This is a genomic window from Micromonospora coerulea (assembly GCF_016598485.1).
In the GTDB taxonomy this organism is placed as follows: Bacteria; Actinomycetota; Actinomycetes; order Mycobacteriales; family Micromonosporaceae; genus Micromonospora; species Micromonospora coerulea.
Genome location: NZ_JAEMUW010000018.1, coordinates 16,955 through 33,839, shown reverse-complemented (window position 1 = coordinate 33,839; position 16,885 = coordinate 16,955). Strand labels below are relative to the sequence as shown.

Sequence of the window (16,885 nt, the reverse complement as noted above, 5' to 3'; positions counted from 1 at the left end):
CTGGTCACCTGCTTACCGTGTAGGAGGGTTCATCGAGGAGGTGGCGAAGCTTGTCCAGCGCCCGCGCGTTCTGGCTCTTGACCGTGCCCACCGAGCAGCCCAGAACCTGAGCGACCTCGCGCTCGGTCAGGTCCTCGTAGTGGCGGAGCACTACGACCGCGCGCTGCTTCGCTGGTAGCGACAGCAGCGCCCGGCGCAGGACGACGGCGTCGGGGCCGACGTCGCCAGCCGGGGTGGCCCGCTCGGGGACGTCCGCGACGAGGCTCTCCCGGCGACGCCGTCGCCAGATGGACGTGTGGTTGTTGATCAGGGCGCGGCGCAGGTAGGCGTGCGGGTCGTCGAGCCGGGACAGCCGCCGCCACCGCTCGTACACCTTGACCAGGCTGTCCTGGAGCAGTTCCTCGGCCCGCCACCGGTCACCGGTCAGCAGCATGGCCAGCCGGATTTGTCGCTGCCAGGCCACCTCGACGAATGCGACGTACGACCGGTCCGCCGCGGAGAGGGATTGCGTTTGGTCGGTCACGCCCCTAACACGTGGCGGTGTCACAAAAGGTTGTCACGGGCTGCAGACGTATCCGAAGGGCCTACGAGGCGGCCGGGAGCTCCGGGCCGCCGTCCAGCAGCGGGGCGAGCAGGTCGCCCTGCTTCTCCACCCGCTTGAGCACCTCACCGGCCGTGTACGGCTTCGCCGACGGCCGCTTCCCCGCCGCGCCCGCCTCGACCTCGTCCCAGGTCAGTGGCGTCGACACCGACGGCACCGACTGGGCGCGCAGCGAGTACGGCGCCACCGTGGTCTTCGCCGCGTTGTTCTGGCTCCAGTCGATGAAGATCTTCCCCGGGCGCAGGTTCTTCGCCATCTTCGACACGATCAGCTTCGGGTGCGCCTTCTCCAGCTCCTGCGCGATCCGCTTCGCATAGGCCGACACGTCATCCGAGGACTGGGTGCCGGCGATCGGGCAGCAGAGCTGCATGCCCTTCTTCCCCGACGTCTTCGGGTAGCTGTCGATGCCGTCCTCAGCCAGCCGTTCCCGCATCAGCAGCGCCACCTGGCAGCACTGCTTCAGCGCCGCCGGAGCGCCCGGGTCCAGGTCGACCACCATCATGTCCGGGTGCGCGCCGACCTTCCACTGCGGCGTGTGCAGCTCCAAGGCGGCGAGGTTGGCCAGCCAGACCAGGGTGGGCAGGTCGTCGGCGACCACGTAGTCGATGGTCTCCCGGCCCTTGGTGGAACCGGGGGCGGGCAGCGTCTCGGTGCGTACCCAGGCTGGGGTGGCGGCCGGGGCGTTCTTCTCGAAGAACGAGCCGCCGCCCACGCCGTTGGGGAAGCGGATCCGGGTGAGCGCCCGGTCGGTCAGGTGCGGCAGCAGCACCGGGGCGATCCGGGTGTAGTAGTCGATCACCTCGCCCTTGGTGAAGCCGGCCTCCGGATAGAGCACCTTGTCCAGGTTGGACAGTTCCAGCGGGCGTCCCTCGACGTCCACCTTGAGCCGGTCAGCTGGCATCGTCGACCTCCTCGGGCGGCTTGTCCGGGCGCAGCCGCAGGATGCGGGGGAAGCGCAGCCGCCCGTCGGGCGTGCGCTGGCCGTACTTCACCTCCACCACCACCTGCCGTGTTACCCAGATCGCGCCCCGGGCATCCTCGCGCGGCACGTCCCCGGCGAACGGCGACGCGCCGGTGCGCAGCGGTTCCAGCTCGCGCAGCAGCTCCCGTTCGAGCGCGGCGCCGATCCCGCCGCCGACCCGGCCCCGGTAGATGAGCCGGCCGTCCGGCCCGGGCACCCCGACCAGCAGCCCGCCGATCTTCCGCGCCCCGGGCCGCCAGCCGCCCACCACGAAGTCGCCGGTGACCTCCAGCTTGACCTTCAGCCAGTCCGGCGAGCGCACCCCGGGCCGGTAGACCGAGTCGACCCGCTTGGCCATCACCCCCTCCAGGCCGTGCTCACCGGCCGCCGCGTAGGTGGCCCGGCCGTCGCCGAAGGTCGGCGGGACGGCCCAGCGCGCGGCCCCCAACCCGAGCGACTCCAGCGCCGCCCGCCGCTCCCGGTAGCTGCGCCCGATCAGGTCCTCGCCGGCCAGTCGGAGCAGGTCAAAGATCATGTACGTCACCGGCACGGTCGCCGCCAGCCGGGCCGCCTTCGCGGGGTCCCGGACGTGCATCCGCTCGGCCAGGGCGGTGAACGAGGGTTGCCCGCTGGCGCTGAAGAGCACCACCTCGCCGTCGAGCAGCGCGTCGTCGACCTGCTCGGCCAGGGTGATCAGTTCGGGGTACGCGGCGGTGATCTCCACGCCGGAGCGGGCGAACAGGTGCTGCCGGCCGCCGGCGATGTTCGCCAGCACCCGGACCCCGTCCCACTTGAACTCGTACGCCCAGCCGGCATCGGCCGGGAGCTGCCCGGTCATCGCGAGCATCGGCTTCAACGGCGCGCCGGGCACCTCCTGACTGTAGTTGCGCCGCGAAGAGCGTGCGTGGAGTTCGATCCTTTGCGATTCTGGTCAGAACCGGGGAGAGGAGCGCGGGATGCGGGCGATCTGGAAAGGAGCCGTGTCGTTCGGCCTGGTGTCGATCGGGGTGAAGCTCTACTCGGCCACCGAGGAGAAGGACATCCGCTTCCACCAAGTGCACCGGGACGACGGCGGCCGCATCCGTTACAAGCGCACCTGCTCGGTCTGTGGCGAGGAGGTCACCTACGACGACATCGCCAAGGGGTACGACATCGGCGGCGGCGAAATGGTGATCCTCACCGACGAGGACTTCGCCGACCTGCCGCTGACCAGCTCGCGCGCGATCGACGTGCTGGAGTTCGTCCCGGCGGAGCAGGTCGACCCGATCCTCTACAACAAGGCGTACTTCCTGGAGCCGGAGGGGACGGCCACCAAGCCGTACGTGCTGCTGCGGGACGCGCTCGCCGACTCCGAGCGGGTGGCCATCGTCAAGGTGGCGCTGCGCCAGCGGGAGCAGCTCGCCACCCTGCGGGTCCGCGAGGGGGTGCTGCTGCTCAACACGATGCTCTGGCCGGACGAGGTGCGTACCCCCGACTTCGGCTTCCTGGACGAGGACCTCAAGGTCCGGCCGCCGGAGCTGGCGATGGCCAGCTCGCTGATCGACTCGATGGCCGGCGAGTTCGCGCCGGACGCCTTCACCGACGACTACCGGGCGGCGTTGCAGGAGGTCATCGACGCGAAGGTCGAGGGGCGCGAGGTGGTCCAGCCGGAGGAGGTGGAGGCCGCGCCGGCCGCCGCGGTGGACCTGATGGCCGCGCTGAAGGCCTCCGTCGAGCGGGCTCGGGCGGCCCGGGGCGAGGAGCCGGCCGGCGGGGCGGCCGAGCCGACCCCGATCTCGTCGGCCCGCTCGGCCCAGAAGGCCGCCAAGGCACCCGCGAAGAAGGCGGCCGAGAAGAAGGCACCGGCGAAGAAGGCCGCCGCCGCGAAGAAGGCGGAACCGGCGAAGAAGGCGGGGGCCAAGAAGACCGCGGAGAAGAAGGCGGCCAAGGCCCCGGCGAAGAAGGCCGCCGAGAAGAAGGCGGCCCCCCGCAAGACCGCCTGAGCCGCCGCAATGGCCGTGCCCCCTGCCGGCGCGCGGCCGGCAGGAGGCAGCCGACGTCAGCCCCGGCCCAGCTTCTCGGTCGGGGTGATGCGGACGATGACCCGCTCCTCGCCCGGCTGGCGGAACGGGTAGGTCTCCTGCCCGAGGTACTTCTGCGCCATCCGGTCGATGTGCTCGTCCGCGCCCTCGGCGACGAACTCGGCGGTGCCCTTCACCCACAGCGTGCGGAAGTCGTTCGCCTTGTCGACGACCGAGACCGCGACCATCGGGTTGCGCGCGATGTTGACGTACTTCTGCCGGCCCTTGGCGGTGTTGAACACGATGTGATCGCCGTCCGTGTCCACCCACACCGGGGTCACGTGCGGCGTGCCGTCGGCCTCGATGGTTGCCACGTGCGCGAGCTGCGGCTCGGAGAGCAGGGCCACGTCTTCTTCGGTGAGGATCGCCATGGACGAGAACCTACCGCCGGAAGCCGTCCGCCACCGGCTATCGCGCCCGCCGGTCCACCCGGTAAGGGACCCCACCGGTACGCTCTCGCCGGCCGCCCCGGCCCGAGAGGAACCTCTGATGCCGTACGCCCCTGACTTCGCCCGGCTGCTCACCGCCGGCACCCGCTTCACCGACGAGTGCGGTGAGCACGTGCTGGAGGTGCACCCGGCCGGCGAGGTGGTCCTGCCGACCGGCCGGGTGGTGGGCTGCGATCCGCTGACCGGCGCGGAGAACGACCCGTACACCGCCTCCGTCGACCCCGGGCGGTACCCGGCACGGGCCTGGGTGTCGTCGATCCGTGCGGAGGACGGCGGCACCGACCGGCGGGTGGCGGCGCTGGAGCTGGTGATCCGGGACGAGCCGGTGGCCCGCTGGGAGATGGCCCTGGTCGCCGGCCAGGATCCGGCGGAGCTGGGCGCCGACGACTTCTTCGGGTACGGCGTGGACGCCGGCACCGGCACCCTGGCCGACCCGGTGGCGCTCGCCGCCCTGGAGGAGTGGGAGTACGACCACCTCGAGGACGTCTTCCTCGCGGAAGACCCGGACGCCGAGCGCGGCCCGGTCCCGGGGCTGGTCAGCGCGGTCACCGACGAGACCACCGGGGCGAACGTGCTGACGGTCTGGTCGGGCTGGGGCGACGGCTGCTACGGCACCTGGGTCGGCCGCGCCGCCGACGGCCGGATCGCGTCCTTCGTCACGGACTTCATGGTGCTGCCCGCCAAGGGCTGACCTGTCGGAATCGGAGCCGGCCGAGGGGGCACCGAGGGCGTCGGGCCGGGTACCGTGTGCGCTGGCCTCGGCAGCGGCCGCCGGGCCGCACCCACCACCCAGCAGGGGAGTTCGACGTGAGCGAGCGTGTGCAGAACCGGTCGGCGGGCCAGGGCCCGGGCACCAAGGCGGAGCGGCGGCTGGCCGCCCAGCTGGCGGCGAAGAAGGCGGCCGAGGCGAAGCGCCGCCGGCAGTCGCTGCTCGGCGCGCTCGCCGGTGTCGCCGTCGTCGCGGTGCTGATCGGTGTCTTCGTCGTCGTGAACAACGGGGACGATGACAAGCAGGACGCCGCCGGCACCCCCTCGGCCAGCGCCACCGCCCCGGCCACCGACGCCGCCGCGCCCGCCGCGCCGCAGCAGCAGCTCCCCGCGGGCGCGGATCCGGCGCTCGCCAGCAAGCCGCAGGTCGGCCCGGGCAAGGGCGAGCTGACCAAGCTCACCGTCACCCCGCTGATCAAGGGCAAGGGCCCGGCGGTGAAGGCCGGCCAGACCATCACCACCAACTACGTCGGCGTCTTCTACAAGGACGGCAAGGAGTTCGACGCCTCCTGGAACAACGGCCAGCCGGCCAGCTTCCCGATCGGCGTCGGTCAGGTCATCAAGGGCTGGGACCAGGGCCTGGTCGGGGTGACCGTGGGCAGCCGGGTGCAGCTCGACATCCCCGCCGAGCTGGCGTACGGCAACGACGCCTCCGGCGGCCGGCCCGCCGGCCCGCTGCGCTTCGTCGTCGACGTGCTCGCCGCGCAGTAGATCACAACGGTCTTCCGCCCGGTCACCGACCGGCAGTAGGTTCACAGTCACCGTCAGCGGCGCCCGCCGACGGTGACCGGGCCACCCAACCGGAGGTGCACGTGGCGGCGCTGGACGACCCCGGGCCGACCCGGGTGATGTGGACACACTTCGAGCCGGTCCACGCGGTGACCTACTTCCACCCGCGCGCCCGGGCCGCGTACGAGGCGGTCGGGCTGCGCGGCTACTGGCGGGGTTACTTCGCCGGCCGGGCCGCCCCGCTCGGCGCGACGGACGCCCCGCCGGTGATCGCCGCGTTCTTCAGCTTCGCGCCCCGGATGGTGGCCCGGGCGCTGCCCTCGGTGTGGCGGCTGGCCACTCCGCAGGAGGCGCTGCGGGCCCGGCTCACCGGTGCCGTGCAGGCGCTCGCCGAGTTCACCTACGAGCTGCCCGAGGCGCACCTCGTCGAGGCGGCGGACCTGCTGGAGGAGGCGGCCGGCCGGGTGGAGATCGCCGGCCGGGTGCTGGGCGCGGTCAACGCCGCCCTGCCCCGGGGCGAGTACCCGCTGGCCCGGCTCTGGCAGGCGGCCACCACGCTGCGCGAGCACCGCGGTGACGGGCACGTCGCCGCCCTGGTCGGCACCGGGCTGGACCCGGTCGAGGTGCTGGCCTGGCGCTGCCGGGTGAACCAGTCCCGGGAGTTCCACCAGGCGGCCCGGGGGTGGACCGACGAGGAGTGGGTCGCCGCCGAGGAGCGGTTGGTCGACCGCGGCTGGCTGACCGCCGACCGGGGGCCGACGGCGCACGGCATCGACACGTTCCGGGCGGTCGAGGAGGCCACCGACCGGGCCGCCGCCGGCCCGTGGCGGGCGCTCGGCGCCGAGCGCACCGATCGGCTGCGCGAGTTGCTCGACCCGATCGCCCGCCGGTGCCGGACCATCATCCCGAGGCAGAGCCCGATCGGCCTGCCGGCGACCCAGCCGAGCTGACCACCGGACGTTTCTGCCGGGGGCGGCCCGACGGTGGCGCCGGGCGGCGTAGCGTGCCCGGCATGTGGATCGTGGAACTCGCCTTCACCGACGGGCCCGAACGGCTCGCCGCCCGACCCGCCCACCGGAAGCGGCTCACCGCCCTGCACGCCGAGGGCAAGGTACGGATCACCGGGCCGCTGGCCGACGAATCGGGCGCGGTACTGGTCTTCGACGTGCCGGACCGGCCGGAGTTGGACCGGCTGCTCGCCGCCGACCCGTACTACACCACGCCGGGCGTGGAGATCGTCCGGGTCCGGGAGTGGGCGCCCTTCCTGACCTGAGCCGGCCCGCCGGCGGGCGGGTCGGGCAGGATGGGCTCATGGTGGACGCGGTGATCTTCGACCTGGACGGCGTGATCGTGGACTCCGAGCCGGTCTGGGAGGAGGTCCGGCGGGCGTACGTGGCCGCGCACGGCGGGACGTGGCAGCCGGACACCCAGCGCCGGCTGATGGGGATGAGCACCGGCGAGTGGGCCGGCTACCTCAGCGGCGAACTGGGCGTGGACCGCAGCGCCGAGCAGGTCGCCACCGAGGTGGTCGCGGAGATGACCCGGCGGTACGCGGAGCGCGTACCGCTGATCGACGACGCCGACGCGGTGGTGCGCCGGATGGCCGCGCGGTGGCCGCTGGGGCTGGCCAGTTCCTCCCCCACCCGGCTGATCGCGGCGGCGCTGGCGGCCACCGGCCTGACCGACGCCTTCGGCGCGACGCTGTCCACCGAGGAGACCGCGCGGGGCAAGCCGGCGCCGGACGTCTGGCTCGCCGTCGCCGCCCGGCTCGGCGTCGACCCGGCGCGCTGCGTGGCGATCGAGGACTCCTCGAACGGGGTGCGGTCGGCGGCCGCCGCCGGGATGCGGGTGGTGGCGATCCCGCACGGGTCGTATCCGCTGGACGAGGACGCGCGGGCCCTCGCAGCGGTGCTGCTGCCGTCGGTCGACGCGCTCACCCCGGAGGTGGTGGACCGCCCTGGCTGAGCCGCGGCGGGCGGGCGGCCGAACCACCACCGGTATGTCCCGCATGGCCCCTCTTCTGCCGCCGACTGCCTGGTTGTACGGTTTCCGGAGTGGCGCGGATCGGAATGATCAGGGATCGGCCGGGTACCGCAGGCCGCGGTGCCGGCATCCGGCGGGGAGGAGACGGCGATGAGGTCGATCGTGTACGAGCAGAGCGGCGACGCCTCGGTGCTCCAACTGGTGGACCGGCCGGTGCCGGAGCCGGGCCGCGGCGAGGTGCTGGTGCGGATGGCCGTGTCGGGGGTGAACCCGACGGACTGGAAGGCCCGGCGGGCCTCGCCGCTCCCGGCCGGTTGGCAGATCCCCGGGCAGGACGGCGCCGGGGTGGTCGAGGCGGTCGGCGAGGGGGTCGACCAGATCCTGATCGGCGCGCGGGTCTGGATCTGGGAGGCGGCCTGGCAGCGCCCCTGGGGCACCGCCAGCGAGTACACGGTGGTCCCGGTCCGGCACACGGTGCGCCTCGGCTCCGCCTCCTTCGACCTGGGGGCCGCACTGGGCATCCCCTTCATGACCGCGCACCGCTGCCTCACCGCCGGCGAGTTCATGCCGAAGAAGCTGCACGCCGGCGCCCTGAGCGGCCACGTGGTGCTCGTGCAGGGTGGGGCCGGGGCGGTGGGCAACGCCGCGATCCAGCTCGCCCGCTGGGCGGACGCCTGCGTGGTCGCCACGGTGAGCAGCCCGGAGAAGGCGCAGCTCGCGGCGGCGGCCGGCGCCTCCGTCGTGGTCAACTACCGAGAGCAGGACGTGGTCCAGGAGGTCCGCAAGATCGCCCCCGACGGGGTGCACACGATCGTCGAGGTCTCGCCGGCGCGCAACGCCGCCGCGGACGTCCAGCTGCTGCGCCCCGGCGGCGCGGTCTGCGTGTACGCCGACGACGGCGGCGACGAGGTGACCCTGCCGATCCGGCCGCTGATGGTGCCGAACGCCCGCTGGCAGTTCGTGCTGATCTACACCGCGCCGAAGGCGGCCAAGGCGCAGGCGGTGACGGACCTGGCGGCGGCGGTGGCCCAGGGCGCGGTGCGGGTGGGCGAGGAGGCCGGCCTGCCGCTGCACCACTACTCGCTGGAGGCGACGGCGGCGGCGCACCAGGCCGTGGAGAACTCGGTGGTCGGTAAGGTGCTCATCACCACGAGCGAGACGTAGGACCACGAAACGGATTTCTCCGTCATCGAGACAGAGGCGAACAAGTTTCGCGACAATTGTCGTGCGGGTCGCCCCCATGGACGGGCGGCCCCGGCGCGGTGCGAACGCCGGGGCCGCCCCTGGGGAGGGATGCCTTCTCTCGAATCACGCCCCTACCCGTGCAGGCGACGGTACGCCGGAAAGTGTTACGACGCGGTCAGTTCCCGCACCTCAAGGCCGCCGTCCGCGTACCGGGAACGGACCACCTTCTTGTCGAACTTGCCGACGCTGGTCTTCGGCACCGCGTCGATGAACGCCCACCGCTCGGGCAACTGCCAGCGGGCCACCGACTTCGCCAGGAAGTCGCGCAACTCCTCGGCCGTCACCGACGCGCCCTCCCGGACCACCACCGTCGCCAGCGGCCGCTCGTCCCACCGCTCGTCGGGCACGCCGACCACGCACGCCTCCAGCACCGCGGGGTGCGCCATCAGGGCGTTCTCCAGCTCGACCGAGGAGATCCACTCCCCGCCCGACTTGATCACGTCCTTGGCCCGGTCGGTGAGGGTGATGTAGCCGTCCGGCGAGAGCATGCCGACGTCACCCGTCCGCAGCCAGCCGTCGCGGAACTTCTCCTCGTCCGGGGTCTCGTCACCGACGTACCGGGCGGTCACCCACGGCCCGCGGACCTCCAGCTCGCCGACGGACGTCCCGTCGGCGGGCAGCGGCTCGCCGAGCGGACCGACGATCCGGGCCTCGACCCCGGCCGGCACCCGGCCCTGCGTGTAGCGGTACCGCCAGGCATCCTCGCCGGTCGCGCCGGCCGGCGGCCGGGAGACCGAGCCGAGCGGGGACATCTCGGTCATCCCCCAGGCGTGGATCACCTCGATGTGGTGCCGCTCGTGGAACGCGTGCATCAGCGCCGGCGGGCAGGCCGAGCCGCCGATGATCACCTCCTTCAGCGAGGAGGTGTCCACGTCGTGGCTGTCCAGGTAGGCCAGCAGGTCCGTCCAGATGGTCGGCACCGCGCCGGCCAGGGTGGGCCGCTCGGCGGCGATCATCTCGGCGATCGGCGCGGCCTGGAGGAAGCGGTCGGGCATGATCAGCGACGCACCGGAGAGGAACGCCGCGTACGGCAGGCCCCAGGACATCGCGTGGAACATCGGCACGATGGCAAGCTCCCGCACCTGGGGGCCGAGCCCGAAGCTCTCCGGCATGCACACCTGCAGCGAGTGCAGGTAGATCGAGCGGTGCGAGTAGGCGACCCCCTTGGGGTTGCCGGTGGTCCCGGAGGTGTAGCAGAGGGCGGCGGCGTCCCGCTCGTCCACCTCCGGCCAGTCGTACGTCTCCGGCCGGCCCGCCAGCAGGGCGTCCCAGTGGTGGAAGGTGATCCGGTCGCCGGCCGCGGCCACCAGCGGCGCCGGGTCGCCGCCGCCGACCACCACCACGTGCCGCACCGTGGTCAGCTCGCCGATCACCCGGGCGAGCAGCGGGATCAGGGTCGAGTCGACCAGCACCACCCGGTCCTCGGCGTGATTGGCGATGTAGGCGACCTGGTCGGGGAAGAGTCGGAGGTTGAGGGTGTGCAGCACCGCGCCCATGCTGGGCACGGCGAAGTACGCCGCCAGGTGCTCGTTGTTGTTCCACATGAACGTGGCGACCCGCTCGTCACCGGTCACCCCGCACTCGTCGCGCAGCGCGTGCGCCAGCCGGGCGGCGGTCCGCCCGACCTCCGCGTACGACATCCGGCGGGGCTCGGCACCGGTCCAGGTGACGACCTCCGCCGTGCCGTGCACGGTGGAGCCGTGTTCGAGGATCCGGGCGACCTGAAGGGGGGCGTCCATCATCGTGCTACGCATGGGTAACAAGCTAGTGTCGGCGGTCACACGTTGGGAAGCCCCGTAAATTGTCGCAGGTGAGCATCTCCTGGGCCGATTCGTACGTGGGGCAGCTGCGCGCCCTCGCCGGTGACCGCACCCTGATGTTCGTCGGCGCCCGCGCCGTGGTCCGCGACAACGCCGCCCGGGTGCTGCTGATCCAGCGCTCGGACAACGGCCAGTGGGCGATGCCGGCCGGCGCGATGGAACTGGGCGAGTCGATCGCCGACTGCGCCGTCCGCGAGGTGCGTGAGGAGACCGGGCTGCGCGCCTTGCGGGTCAGCGCGTTCGCCCTCTACACCGGCCCGGACCGCACCCACACCAACATGTACGGCCACCGGTACCAGATCTTCACCACCGCGTTCCGGGTCGACGAGTGGGACGGCGAACTGGCCCGGGTGACCGACGAGACCACCGACGCCGACTTCTTCCACCGGGCGGAGTTCCCCGCCCCGCTCTCCGCCAGCGTCAACGAAACCCTCGCCGACCTGGACGTCTTTGAGCAGACCAACCGGCTGATCCTCAAGTAGGCACCCGAGGACCAGCCGGTCCGACGGTCAGATCTCGGCGTAGCGGAACCAGGCGTCCGCGACGTTGTTCGAGTCCGTCTGCCACTCCGGACCCGAGGTGGTCACCGAGCCGTGGACGGCGATCCGCTGGTCGAGCGTGCCGGCCGGGAACGTCAGCGGGATGTAGATCCCCGCGGTCGAGCCCGGCGCGAGCGGTCCGGCCGTGCAGACGACCGAGGTGGCGGCGAACTCGCACTGCCAGTTCGTGGTACCGGCGACGGGAGCGATGTTCCGGGTGACGCCCTCCGGCCACTCGATGACCAGCCGCAGGTCCTGGGCGGTGCCCGTACCGTCGTTCCGGACAGTGAACGTGACCGCCCGGTCGCCGCCCGAGATGGGCAGCTCGACTTCCGGGTACACCCCGCCGGCGTCGCCGGGGAGCAGGGTGAGGTCGGCGATCGGCTGGTAGGTGACGCTCACCCGGTCGGTGTTGTTGGTCCGGGAGGCCTCGCGGGCGCTGGTGGCGGCGGTCGCGCTGACGGTCGCGACCGTGCCCGCCGCACCGGCCGGAAGTGACAGGTAGATGCTGAGCGGCTCGGCGGTGCCACCGGCCGGCACCGGCCCGTAGATGTTCACGCAGACGAAGGTGGTGTAGTCGCACTGCCAGCTCGGGTCGCCGACGATCCGGCTGCCGGCCGGCGGCTTCAGCGTGACGGTGAGATCGTCCACCCCGGCCGCGCCGATGTTGTTGACGGCGGCGCGCAGGTGCACCAGCGCGCCGTCCGGCTGGATCATGGCGACCGGGGTCACGGCGGTCAGGTCGAGCTGGAGGTCCGCCCGGGGCGGCGGGGCGGCGAGGGCCGGGCCGGACGGCAGGACGGCGGCCGGCGCGACGGTGAGAGCGAGGATGGCGAGGCCGGTACGGATGATCCGGCGGGTGCGGTACTGGAGCATGGACGTCCCCCGGTCGAAGGAGGGCCGCTCCGCAGACGGCTCGGAGGCGGCGCCGGCCACCCGGGCGGACCCGCCCGGGTTCGGCCGCGGACCACCACGAGGCGGTCCCATCTCCTTTGGACGCCGCCCACCGCGATTTCGTTACGCCCGTCGATGCTGATCACCAGCCTGGCACCCCGGCCCGGCGGGCCGCCCGACCGCCGCCGTTCCGTCGGGTGACTAGAGCATCGTCTGGCTCTTGGACTCCATCTCGGCGGCGGCTTCCGCCCTGGACTCCTTCGACAGGGGCTTGCCGCCGGGGGCGGCGGCCTTGCCGCCCAGCGGGTCGGCGCCGCCGGTGGCGCCCTGCGGGCCGGTGCCGCGCAACTGGTGGTCGGGCAGCGCCAGGGTGACCAGGACGGCCAGGATGGCGATCAGGCCGGTGGTCAGGAAGACCAGGTGCAGCGAATCGGTGAACGCGGTCTGGATGGCGGCCCGGACCGGGCCGGGCAGGGCGAGGATGGTCGCCGGGTCGTTGATCGAGATGTCCGCGCCGCCACTGGCCGCCACCGCGGCTCGCTGGTCGGGCGGAAGCTGCGCGATGGCGCCCGGCAGCCGGTCGGCCAGGTGGCGGGTGAGCTGCGACGACAGCACCGCACCGAGGATGGCCACCCCGAACGAGCCGCCCAACGACCGGAAGAAGGTCGCCGAGGACGTGCCGGCCCCCAGGTCGCGGACGTCCACCGCGTTCTGCACCGCCAGGATCAGCGACTGCATGCACAGGCCCAGGCCGACGCCGATCACCACCATGAACCCGAACGCCACCCAGAGCGAGGTGTCCACCTGGAGCCGGGTGAAGAGAAGCATGCCGGTCAGCAGCACCACGGAGCCGGACACCGGGAACCACTTGTACCGCCCGATCCGGCTCATCGCCCGCCCGGTCAGCACCGAGGTGACGATGATGCCGGCCATCATCGGCAGCATCAGCAGACCGCTGGCGGTCGGCGAGGCCCCCTTGACGATCTGCAGGTAGAGCGGGATGAAGATGATCGACCCGAACATCACCAGGCCGAGCACGAAGCCGGCCGAGTTGGCCAGCGCGAAGGTGGGCGTGCGGAACAGTCGCAGCGGCAGGATCGGCTCGGCCACCCGGGCCTCCTGGAGCACGAAGGCCACCCCGAGCACCGCGCCGACCACGAAGAGCCCGATGATCACGCCGGAGCCCCAGGCGTACTGGTTGCCGCCCCAGCTCAGCGCGAGCAGCAGGCTGCTCACCCCGGTGACCAGCAGCCCCGCGCCGAGCCAGTCGATGGCGTGCTCCCGGCGCTGGAACGGGATCAGCCGCATGACGTGGTAGCAGACCACGATCGCCAGGATCCCCAGCGGCACGTTGATGTAGAAGATCCACCGCCAGTTGTTCTCCGCGAAGTACCCGCCGACCAGCGGCCCGGCCACCGACGACACCCCGAAGACCGCGCCGAACAGCCCCTGGTAGCGACCGCGCTCCCGGGGCGACACCACGTCCGAGATGATGGTGAACGCCAGCGTCAGCAGGCCGCCCGCGCCGAGCCCCTGCACGCCCCGGGTGAGGATCAGCTGGGTCATGTTCTGCGACAGGCCGGCCAGCAGCGAGCCGAGCAGGAACGTGCCGATCGAGAAGAGGAACACCGGGCGGCGCCCGTACAGGTCGGCCATCTTGCCATACAGCGGGGTGGAGGCGGTGGAGGCGAGCAGATATGCGGTCACCACCCACGAGTAGTGGTTGATCCCGCCCAGCTCGCCGACGATGGTGGGCAGCGCCGTACCCACGATGGTCTGGTCCAGGGCGGCCAGCAGCATCCCGGTCATCAGCCCGACCATCAGCAGGCGGATCTGGCGGGCGTGCAGCACCGGCCCGGCTTGGGCTTCGGTCGTCATCCCGCCTTCTTTCCCGCGCCTCCCGGAACATGCCCGGACGGCGAGGGAAATCCGAAGGTCGGTGCCCGAAGCGCGGCCCGGACCGGCGCACCGGCACCACGGACCCGCCCAGCGGCGCGGACGCCAGGTTTGACGGGCATGGCTGAGGGGACCCCGGAAGGCATGGCAGGAGCAGCAGCGCAAGAGCGCCGGCTCGCCACCGTCGTGGCGGACTGGCAGGGACGTCCCGTGCTGGTCGTCGGCGACGCCATGCTGGACGAGTGGCGGTTCGCGGAGTCCGAGAGGCTCTGCCGCGAGGCCCCCGCCCCGGTCCTCAGCCTGCGCCGGCGCATCTCCGCGGCGGGTGGGGCGGCGAACACGGCGGTCAACGTCGCCACCCTCGGCGGCCGGGCGGTGCTGGTGGCGCCGGTCGGCGCCGACGTGGCCGGCGACGAACTGCACGACTGCCTCGACCGCGCCGCCGTCTGGGACCGGACGGTCAACCAGCCCGGCCGGCCGACCCCGGTCAAGCGGCGGATGCTCGCCGGGAACCAGATCCTGCTGCGCGAGGACTCCGGCAACCCGGAGGACGCGCTCGACGACGGCGGCGTGGCGCGCCTGCTCACCGCGCTCGACTGCGCGACCGAGGAGCTGAAGGCCGCCACGGGCAGCCGGCCGACGCTGGTGGTCTGCGACTACGGCCTGGGCGCGCTGCCCCCGGCCGTACGCGCCTGGCTGGTCACCAACCGGGACCGCTACGCCACGGTCGCCCTCGACGCGCACGACCTGGCCGACTGGCGCGGCCTCAACCCGACCGTGGTGACCCCGAGCTTCGCCGAGGCGGCCCGGCTGCTGGCCCGCGCCGCGGTCGGCTTCACCGTCGGCCCGCGCCCGGCACCTCGCGAGCACACCGGCCCCGAGCTGCATCTCGACCATCCGGCCGCCGACCCGGCGGACGGCCCGTCGGAGCTCAGCGTCGGCGCGGCCCCCGGTGGGGCGGGCGAGCGCCCGCACGACGCCGACCCGCACCCGGCGGCCGGGGAGGGCCACCTCCCGGGCACTGGCCCCGGCCCGGCCGGGTCCGGCATCGGCGCGCGGACGGCCGGCGGGCCGACCGGGGAGCCGACGCCCGGGGAGGACCGGGTGGCGATGACCGGCGACGGGCTCAGCGTCACCGGCACCGGCGTCACCGTGAACGCCGCCGCCGGCGAGGGGGTCGACCGGGCGGTGCTGGCCGAGTCCCGGCTGGAGGAGCTGCGCGCGCACACCGGTGCCGACGTGGTGGCCGTCACCCTGGACACCGAGGGCGCGGTGGTCGGCGGCGCCGACGGGGAACCGCGGCGCAGCCACAGCACGCCGGTGCCGGCCAGCCACGCGGTCGGTGCGGGGGACGCGTACCTGGCGGCGATGACGCTGGCGCTGGCCGCCGACGCGTCGCTGCCCACCGCCGCCCAGCTCGCCCAGCTCGCCGCCACCGTCACCGTCTCCGACACCGGCACCTGCGTGTGCCGGCGGGAGGACCTGCTGGCGGCGCTGGGCGCCGGGACCGACGAGACCGGCCACCCGACCCTGGTCGACGCCGACGAGCTGACCGCGATCGTGGAGGACCACCGCCGCTCCGGGCGCTCGGTCGTCTTCACCAACGGCTGCTTCGACGTGCTGCACCCGGGGCACGTCCGCTACCTGACCCAGGCCCGCGCGCTCGGCGACCTGCTGGTCGTGGCGGTCAATTCCGACGGCAGCGTACGCCGGCTCAAGGGGCCGGACCGGCCGGTCAACCCGGTGGAGGACCGGACAACGCTGCTTGCGGCGCTGGAGTGCGTCGACCACGTGGTGGTCTTCGAGGAGGACTCCCCGGCGCCGCTGATCGAGGCGGTCCGCCCGGACGTCTACGTCAAGGGCGGCGACTACCCGCCGGAGATGGTCCCGGAGGCGCCGCTGGTGCGGCGGCTGGGCGGCCAGGTCCGCACGCTCGGCTACGTGCCGGACCGGTCCACCTCGGCGATCATCGAACGGATCCGGGCGCAGTCGGTCGCCGGCAACGGCGCCACGCCGCGGCCCTCCACGGTCACCGAGGGCGTGCCGGGCGGGCCGGCGTGAATCGACCGCTCGACCCCGGCACGACCGAGCAGTTCCGCCGGCCGCGGCAGCTCGACGTGTTGATCCCCACCCGCAACCGCCCGGCCGAACTGGCGGTCACCCTCTCCGGGCTGGCCGGCCAAGAGGGCGTGGCCGACTTCGGGGTGGTGGTCAGCGACCAGTCCGACGACGAGCCGGCGTACCGGCACCCGGCGGCCGCCACCATGGCCCGGGTGCTGCGCCACCGGGGCCACCCGGTGCTGCTGACCCAGCGGCTACCCCGACGCGGCCTGGCCGAGCACCGGGCCTCCCTGCTGGACCGGTCCGTCGCCCGGTACGTCCTCTGCCTCGACGACGACGTCTGGCTCGAACCGGGCACCCTCTCCCGGCTGGTCACCGCGATCCGCGAGCTGGGCTGCGGCTTCGTGGGCAACGCCGTGCACGGCCTGTCGTACGCCGACGATGTCCGGCCGGAGACCCACGCGCACTACGAGGAGTGGGACGGCCCGCCCGTCCCCGAGCGGGTCCGCCCCGGCACCCCGCAGTGGCAGCGGGCATCCATCCACCCGGCGGCGAACCTGCTGCACGTCACCGAGAAGCTGCGGCTGCCGGCGGGCGCGTGGCGGGCGTACAAGGTCTCCTGGATCGGCGGCTGCGTGCTCTACGACCGGGCCAAGCTGGTCGACGCCGGCGGCTTCGAGTTCTGGCGGCGGCTGCCCGAGCGGCACCAGGGCGAGGACGTGGCTGCGCAGCTCGCGGTGATGGCCCGGCACGGCGGCGCGGGCGTGCTGCCCAGCGGGGCCTACCACCTGGAGGCGCCGACCACGGTGACCGAGCGGGACGTGGAGGCCTGGGAGGTCGTGTTCACCGAGTCCGACACCCCACAGCCGGCCTGACCGC

General features: G+C 73.2%; 17 protein-coding genes. 10 read left to right on the top strand and 7 right to left on the bottom strand.

Annotation, left to right across the window (positions count from 1 at the left end):
- Nucleotides 1–4: 4 nt before the first annotated feature.
- The 3 genes from I8N68_RS22240 to ligD (I8N68_RS22230) all read right to left on the bottom strand — a co-directional run bounded on the left by I8N68_RS22240 (nucleotide 5) and on the right by ligD (I8N68_RS22230) (nucleotide 2,433).
- Nucleotides 5–523, bottom strand: a complete 519-nt coding sequence (locus I8N68_RS22240) for a SigE family RNA polymerase sigma factor (RefSeq protein ID WP_200213530.1) — start codon at nucleotides 521–523, stop codon at nucleotides 5–7.
- A 61-nt stretch (nucleotides 524–584) separates the two neighbouring features.
- Entirely contained in the window at nucleotides 585–1,502 is a 918-nt protein-coding gene (gene ligD / locus I8N68_RS22235) for a non-homologous end-joining DNA ligase (RefSeq protein ID WP_200213527.1), read from the bottom strand.
- On the bottom strand, nucleotides 1,492–2,433 hold the full coding sequence (ligD, locus tag I8N68_RS22230; protein ID WP_200213525.1) for a non-homologous end-joining DNA ligase: 942 nt from the start codon (nucleotides 2,431–2,433) through the stop codon (nucleotides 1,492–1,494). Before ligD (I8N68_RS22230) ends, ligD (I8N68_RS22235) begins: the two co-directional genes overlap by 11 nt.
- An 85-nt stretch (nucleotides 2,434–2,518) precedes the next feature.
- Here ligD (I8N68_RS22230) and ku point away from each other — a divergent pair, with 85 nt between their 5' ends.
- Entirely contained in the window at nucleotides 2,519–3,544 is a 1,026-nt protein-coding gene (gene ku / locus I8N68_RS22225; protein WP_200213515.1) for a non-homologous end joining protein Ku, read from the top strand.
- Between the two features lie 56 nt (nucleotides 3,545–3,600).
- On the opposite strand, the gene I8N68_RS22220 is transcribed toward ku, so the two are convergent.
- A complete protein-coding gene (locus I8N68_RS22220) occupies nucleotides 3,601–3,993 on the bottom strand; it encodes a PPOX class F420-dependent oxidoreductase (RefSeq protein ID WP_200213506.1) in 393 nt (130 codons plus the stop codon).
- Between the two features lie 118 nt (nucleotides 3,994–4,111).
- Between I8N68_RS22220 and I8N68_RS22215 the strand changes: the two genes are divergently transcribed.
- The 6 genes from I8N68_RS22215 (at nucleotide 4,112) to I8N68_RS22190 (ending at nucleotide 8,715) form a co-directional block, all read left to right on the top strand.
- Nucleotides 4,112–4,762, top strand: coding sequence for a DUF4241 domain-containing protein (locus I8N68_RS22215; protein WP_200213504.1), 651 nt, complete (start codon nucleotides 4,112–4,114; stop codon nucleotides 4,760–4,762).
- Nucleotides 4,763–4,878: 116 nt separating this feature from the next.
- The gene (locus I8N68_RS22210; protein ID WP_200213501.1) at nucleotides 4,879–5,550 is read left to right on the top strand and encodes an FKBP-type peptidyl-prolyl cis-trans isomerase; all 672 of its coding nucleotides are present in this window, start codon (nucleotides 4,879–4,881) and stop codon (nucleotides 5,548–5,550) included.
- Between the two features lie 137 nt (nucleotides 5,551–5,687).
- A complete protein-coding gene (locus I8N68_RS22205) occupies nucleotides 5,688–6,518 on the top strand; it encodes an SCO6745 family protein (RefSeq protein ID WP_200213827.1) in 831 nt (276 codons plus the stop codon).
- A 62-nt stretch (nucleotides 6,519–6,580) separates the two neighbouring features.
- Nucleotides 6,581–6,841: a YciI family protein gene (locus I8N68_RS22200; RefSeq protein ID WP_200213498.1), complete on the top strand. Its 261-nt coding sequence runs from the start codon at nucleotides 6,581–6,583 to the stop codon at nucleotides 6,839–6,841.
- 38 nt (nucleotides 6,842–6,879) lie between these two features.
- The gene (locus I8N68_RS22195) at nucleotides 6,880–7,533 is read left to right on the top strand and encodes an HAD family hydrolase (protein WP_200213496.1); all 654 of its coding nucleotides are present in this window, start codon (nucleotides 6,880–6,882) and stop codon (nucleotides 7,531–7,533) included.
- Nucleotides 7,534–7,701: 168 nt separating this feature from the next.
- Nucleotides 7,702–8,715: an NADPH:quinone reductase gene (locus I8N68_RS22190; RefSeq protein WP_200213493.1), complete on the top strand. Its 1,014-nt coding sequence runs from the start codon at nucleotides 7,702–7,704 to the stop codon at nucleotides 8,713–8,715.
- Between the two features lie 185 nt (nucleotides 8,716–8,900).
- Here I8N68_RS22190 and I8N68_RS22185 read toward each other — a convergent pair whose 3' ends face one another.
- Nucleotides 8,901–10,535, bottom strand: a complete 1,635-nt coding sequence (locus I8N68_RS22185; protein ID WP_200213824.1) for a fatty acid--CoA ligase — start codon at nucleotides 10,533–10,535, stop codon at nucleotides 8,901–8,903.
- A 71-nt stretch (nucleotides 10,536–10,606) separates the two neighbouring features.
- Here I8N68_RS22185 and I8N68_RS22180 point away from each other — a divergent pair, with 71 nt between their 5' ends.
- Nucleotides 10,607–11,098 carry an NUDIX domain-containing protein gene (locus tag I8N68_RS22180; RefSeq protein WP_200213491.1) on the top strand — a complete coding sequence of 164 codons (492 nt, stop codon included), beginning with the start codon at nucleotides 10,607–10,609 and terminating at the stop codon, nucleotides 11,096–11,098.
- 27 nt (nucleotides 11,099–11,125) lie between these two features.
- On the opposite strand, the gene I8N68_RS22175 is transcribed toward I8N68_RS22180, so the two are convergent.
- Entirely contained in the window at nucleotides 11,126–12,142 is a 1,017-nt protein-coding gene (locus tag I8N68_RS22175) for a COG1361 family protein (protein WP_200213490.1), read from the bottom strand.
- A 108-nt stretch (nucleotides 12,143–12,250) separates the two neighbouring features.
- Nucleotides 12,251–13,927 (bottom strand): MDR family MFS transporter, encoded by a 1,677-nt coding sequence (locus I8N68_RS22170; protein WP_200213489.1) that lies wholly within the window; start codon nucleotides 13,925–13,927, stop codon nucleotides 12,251–12,253.
- A 162-nt stretch (nucleotides 13,928–14,089) separates the two neighbouring features.
- Here I8N68_RS22170 and rfaE2 point away from each other — a divergent pair, with 162 nt between their 5' ends.
- A complete protein-coding gene (rfaE2, locus tag I8N68_RS22165) occupies nucleotides 14,090–16,006 on the top strand; it encodes a D-glycero-beta-D-manno-heptose 1-phosphate adenylyltransferase (RefSeq protein ID WP_200213488.1) in 1,917 nt (638 codons plus the stop codon).
- Complete coding sequence (locus I8N68_RS22160; RefSeq protein ID WP_200213486.1) at nucleotides 16,003–16,881, top strand: glycosyltransferase family 2 protein; 879 nt, start codon at nucleotides 16,003–16,005, stop codon at nucleotides 16,879–16,881. Before rfaE2 ends, I8N68_RS22160 begins: the two co-directional genes overlap by 4 nt.
- Nucleotides 16,882–16,885: the final 4 nt, after the last annotated feature.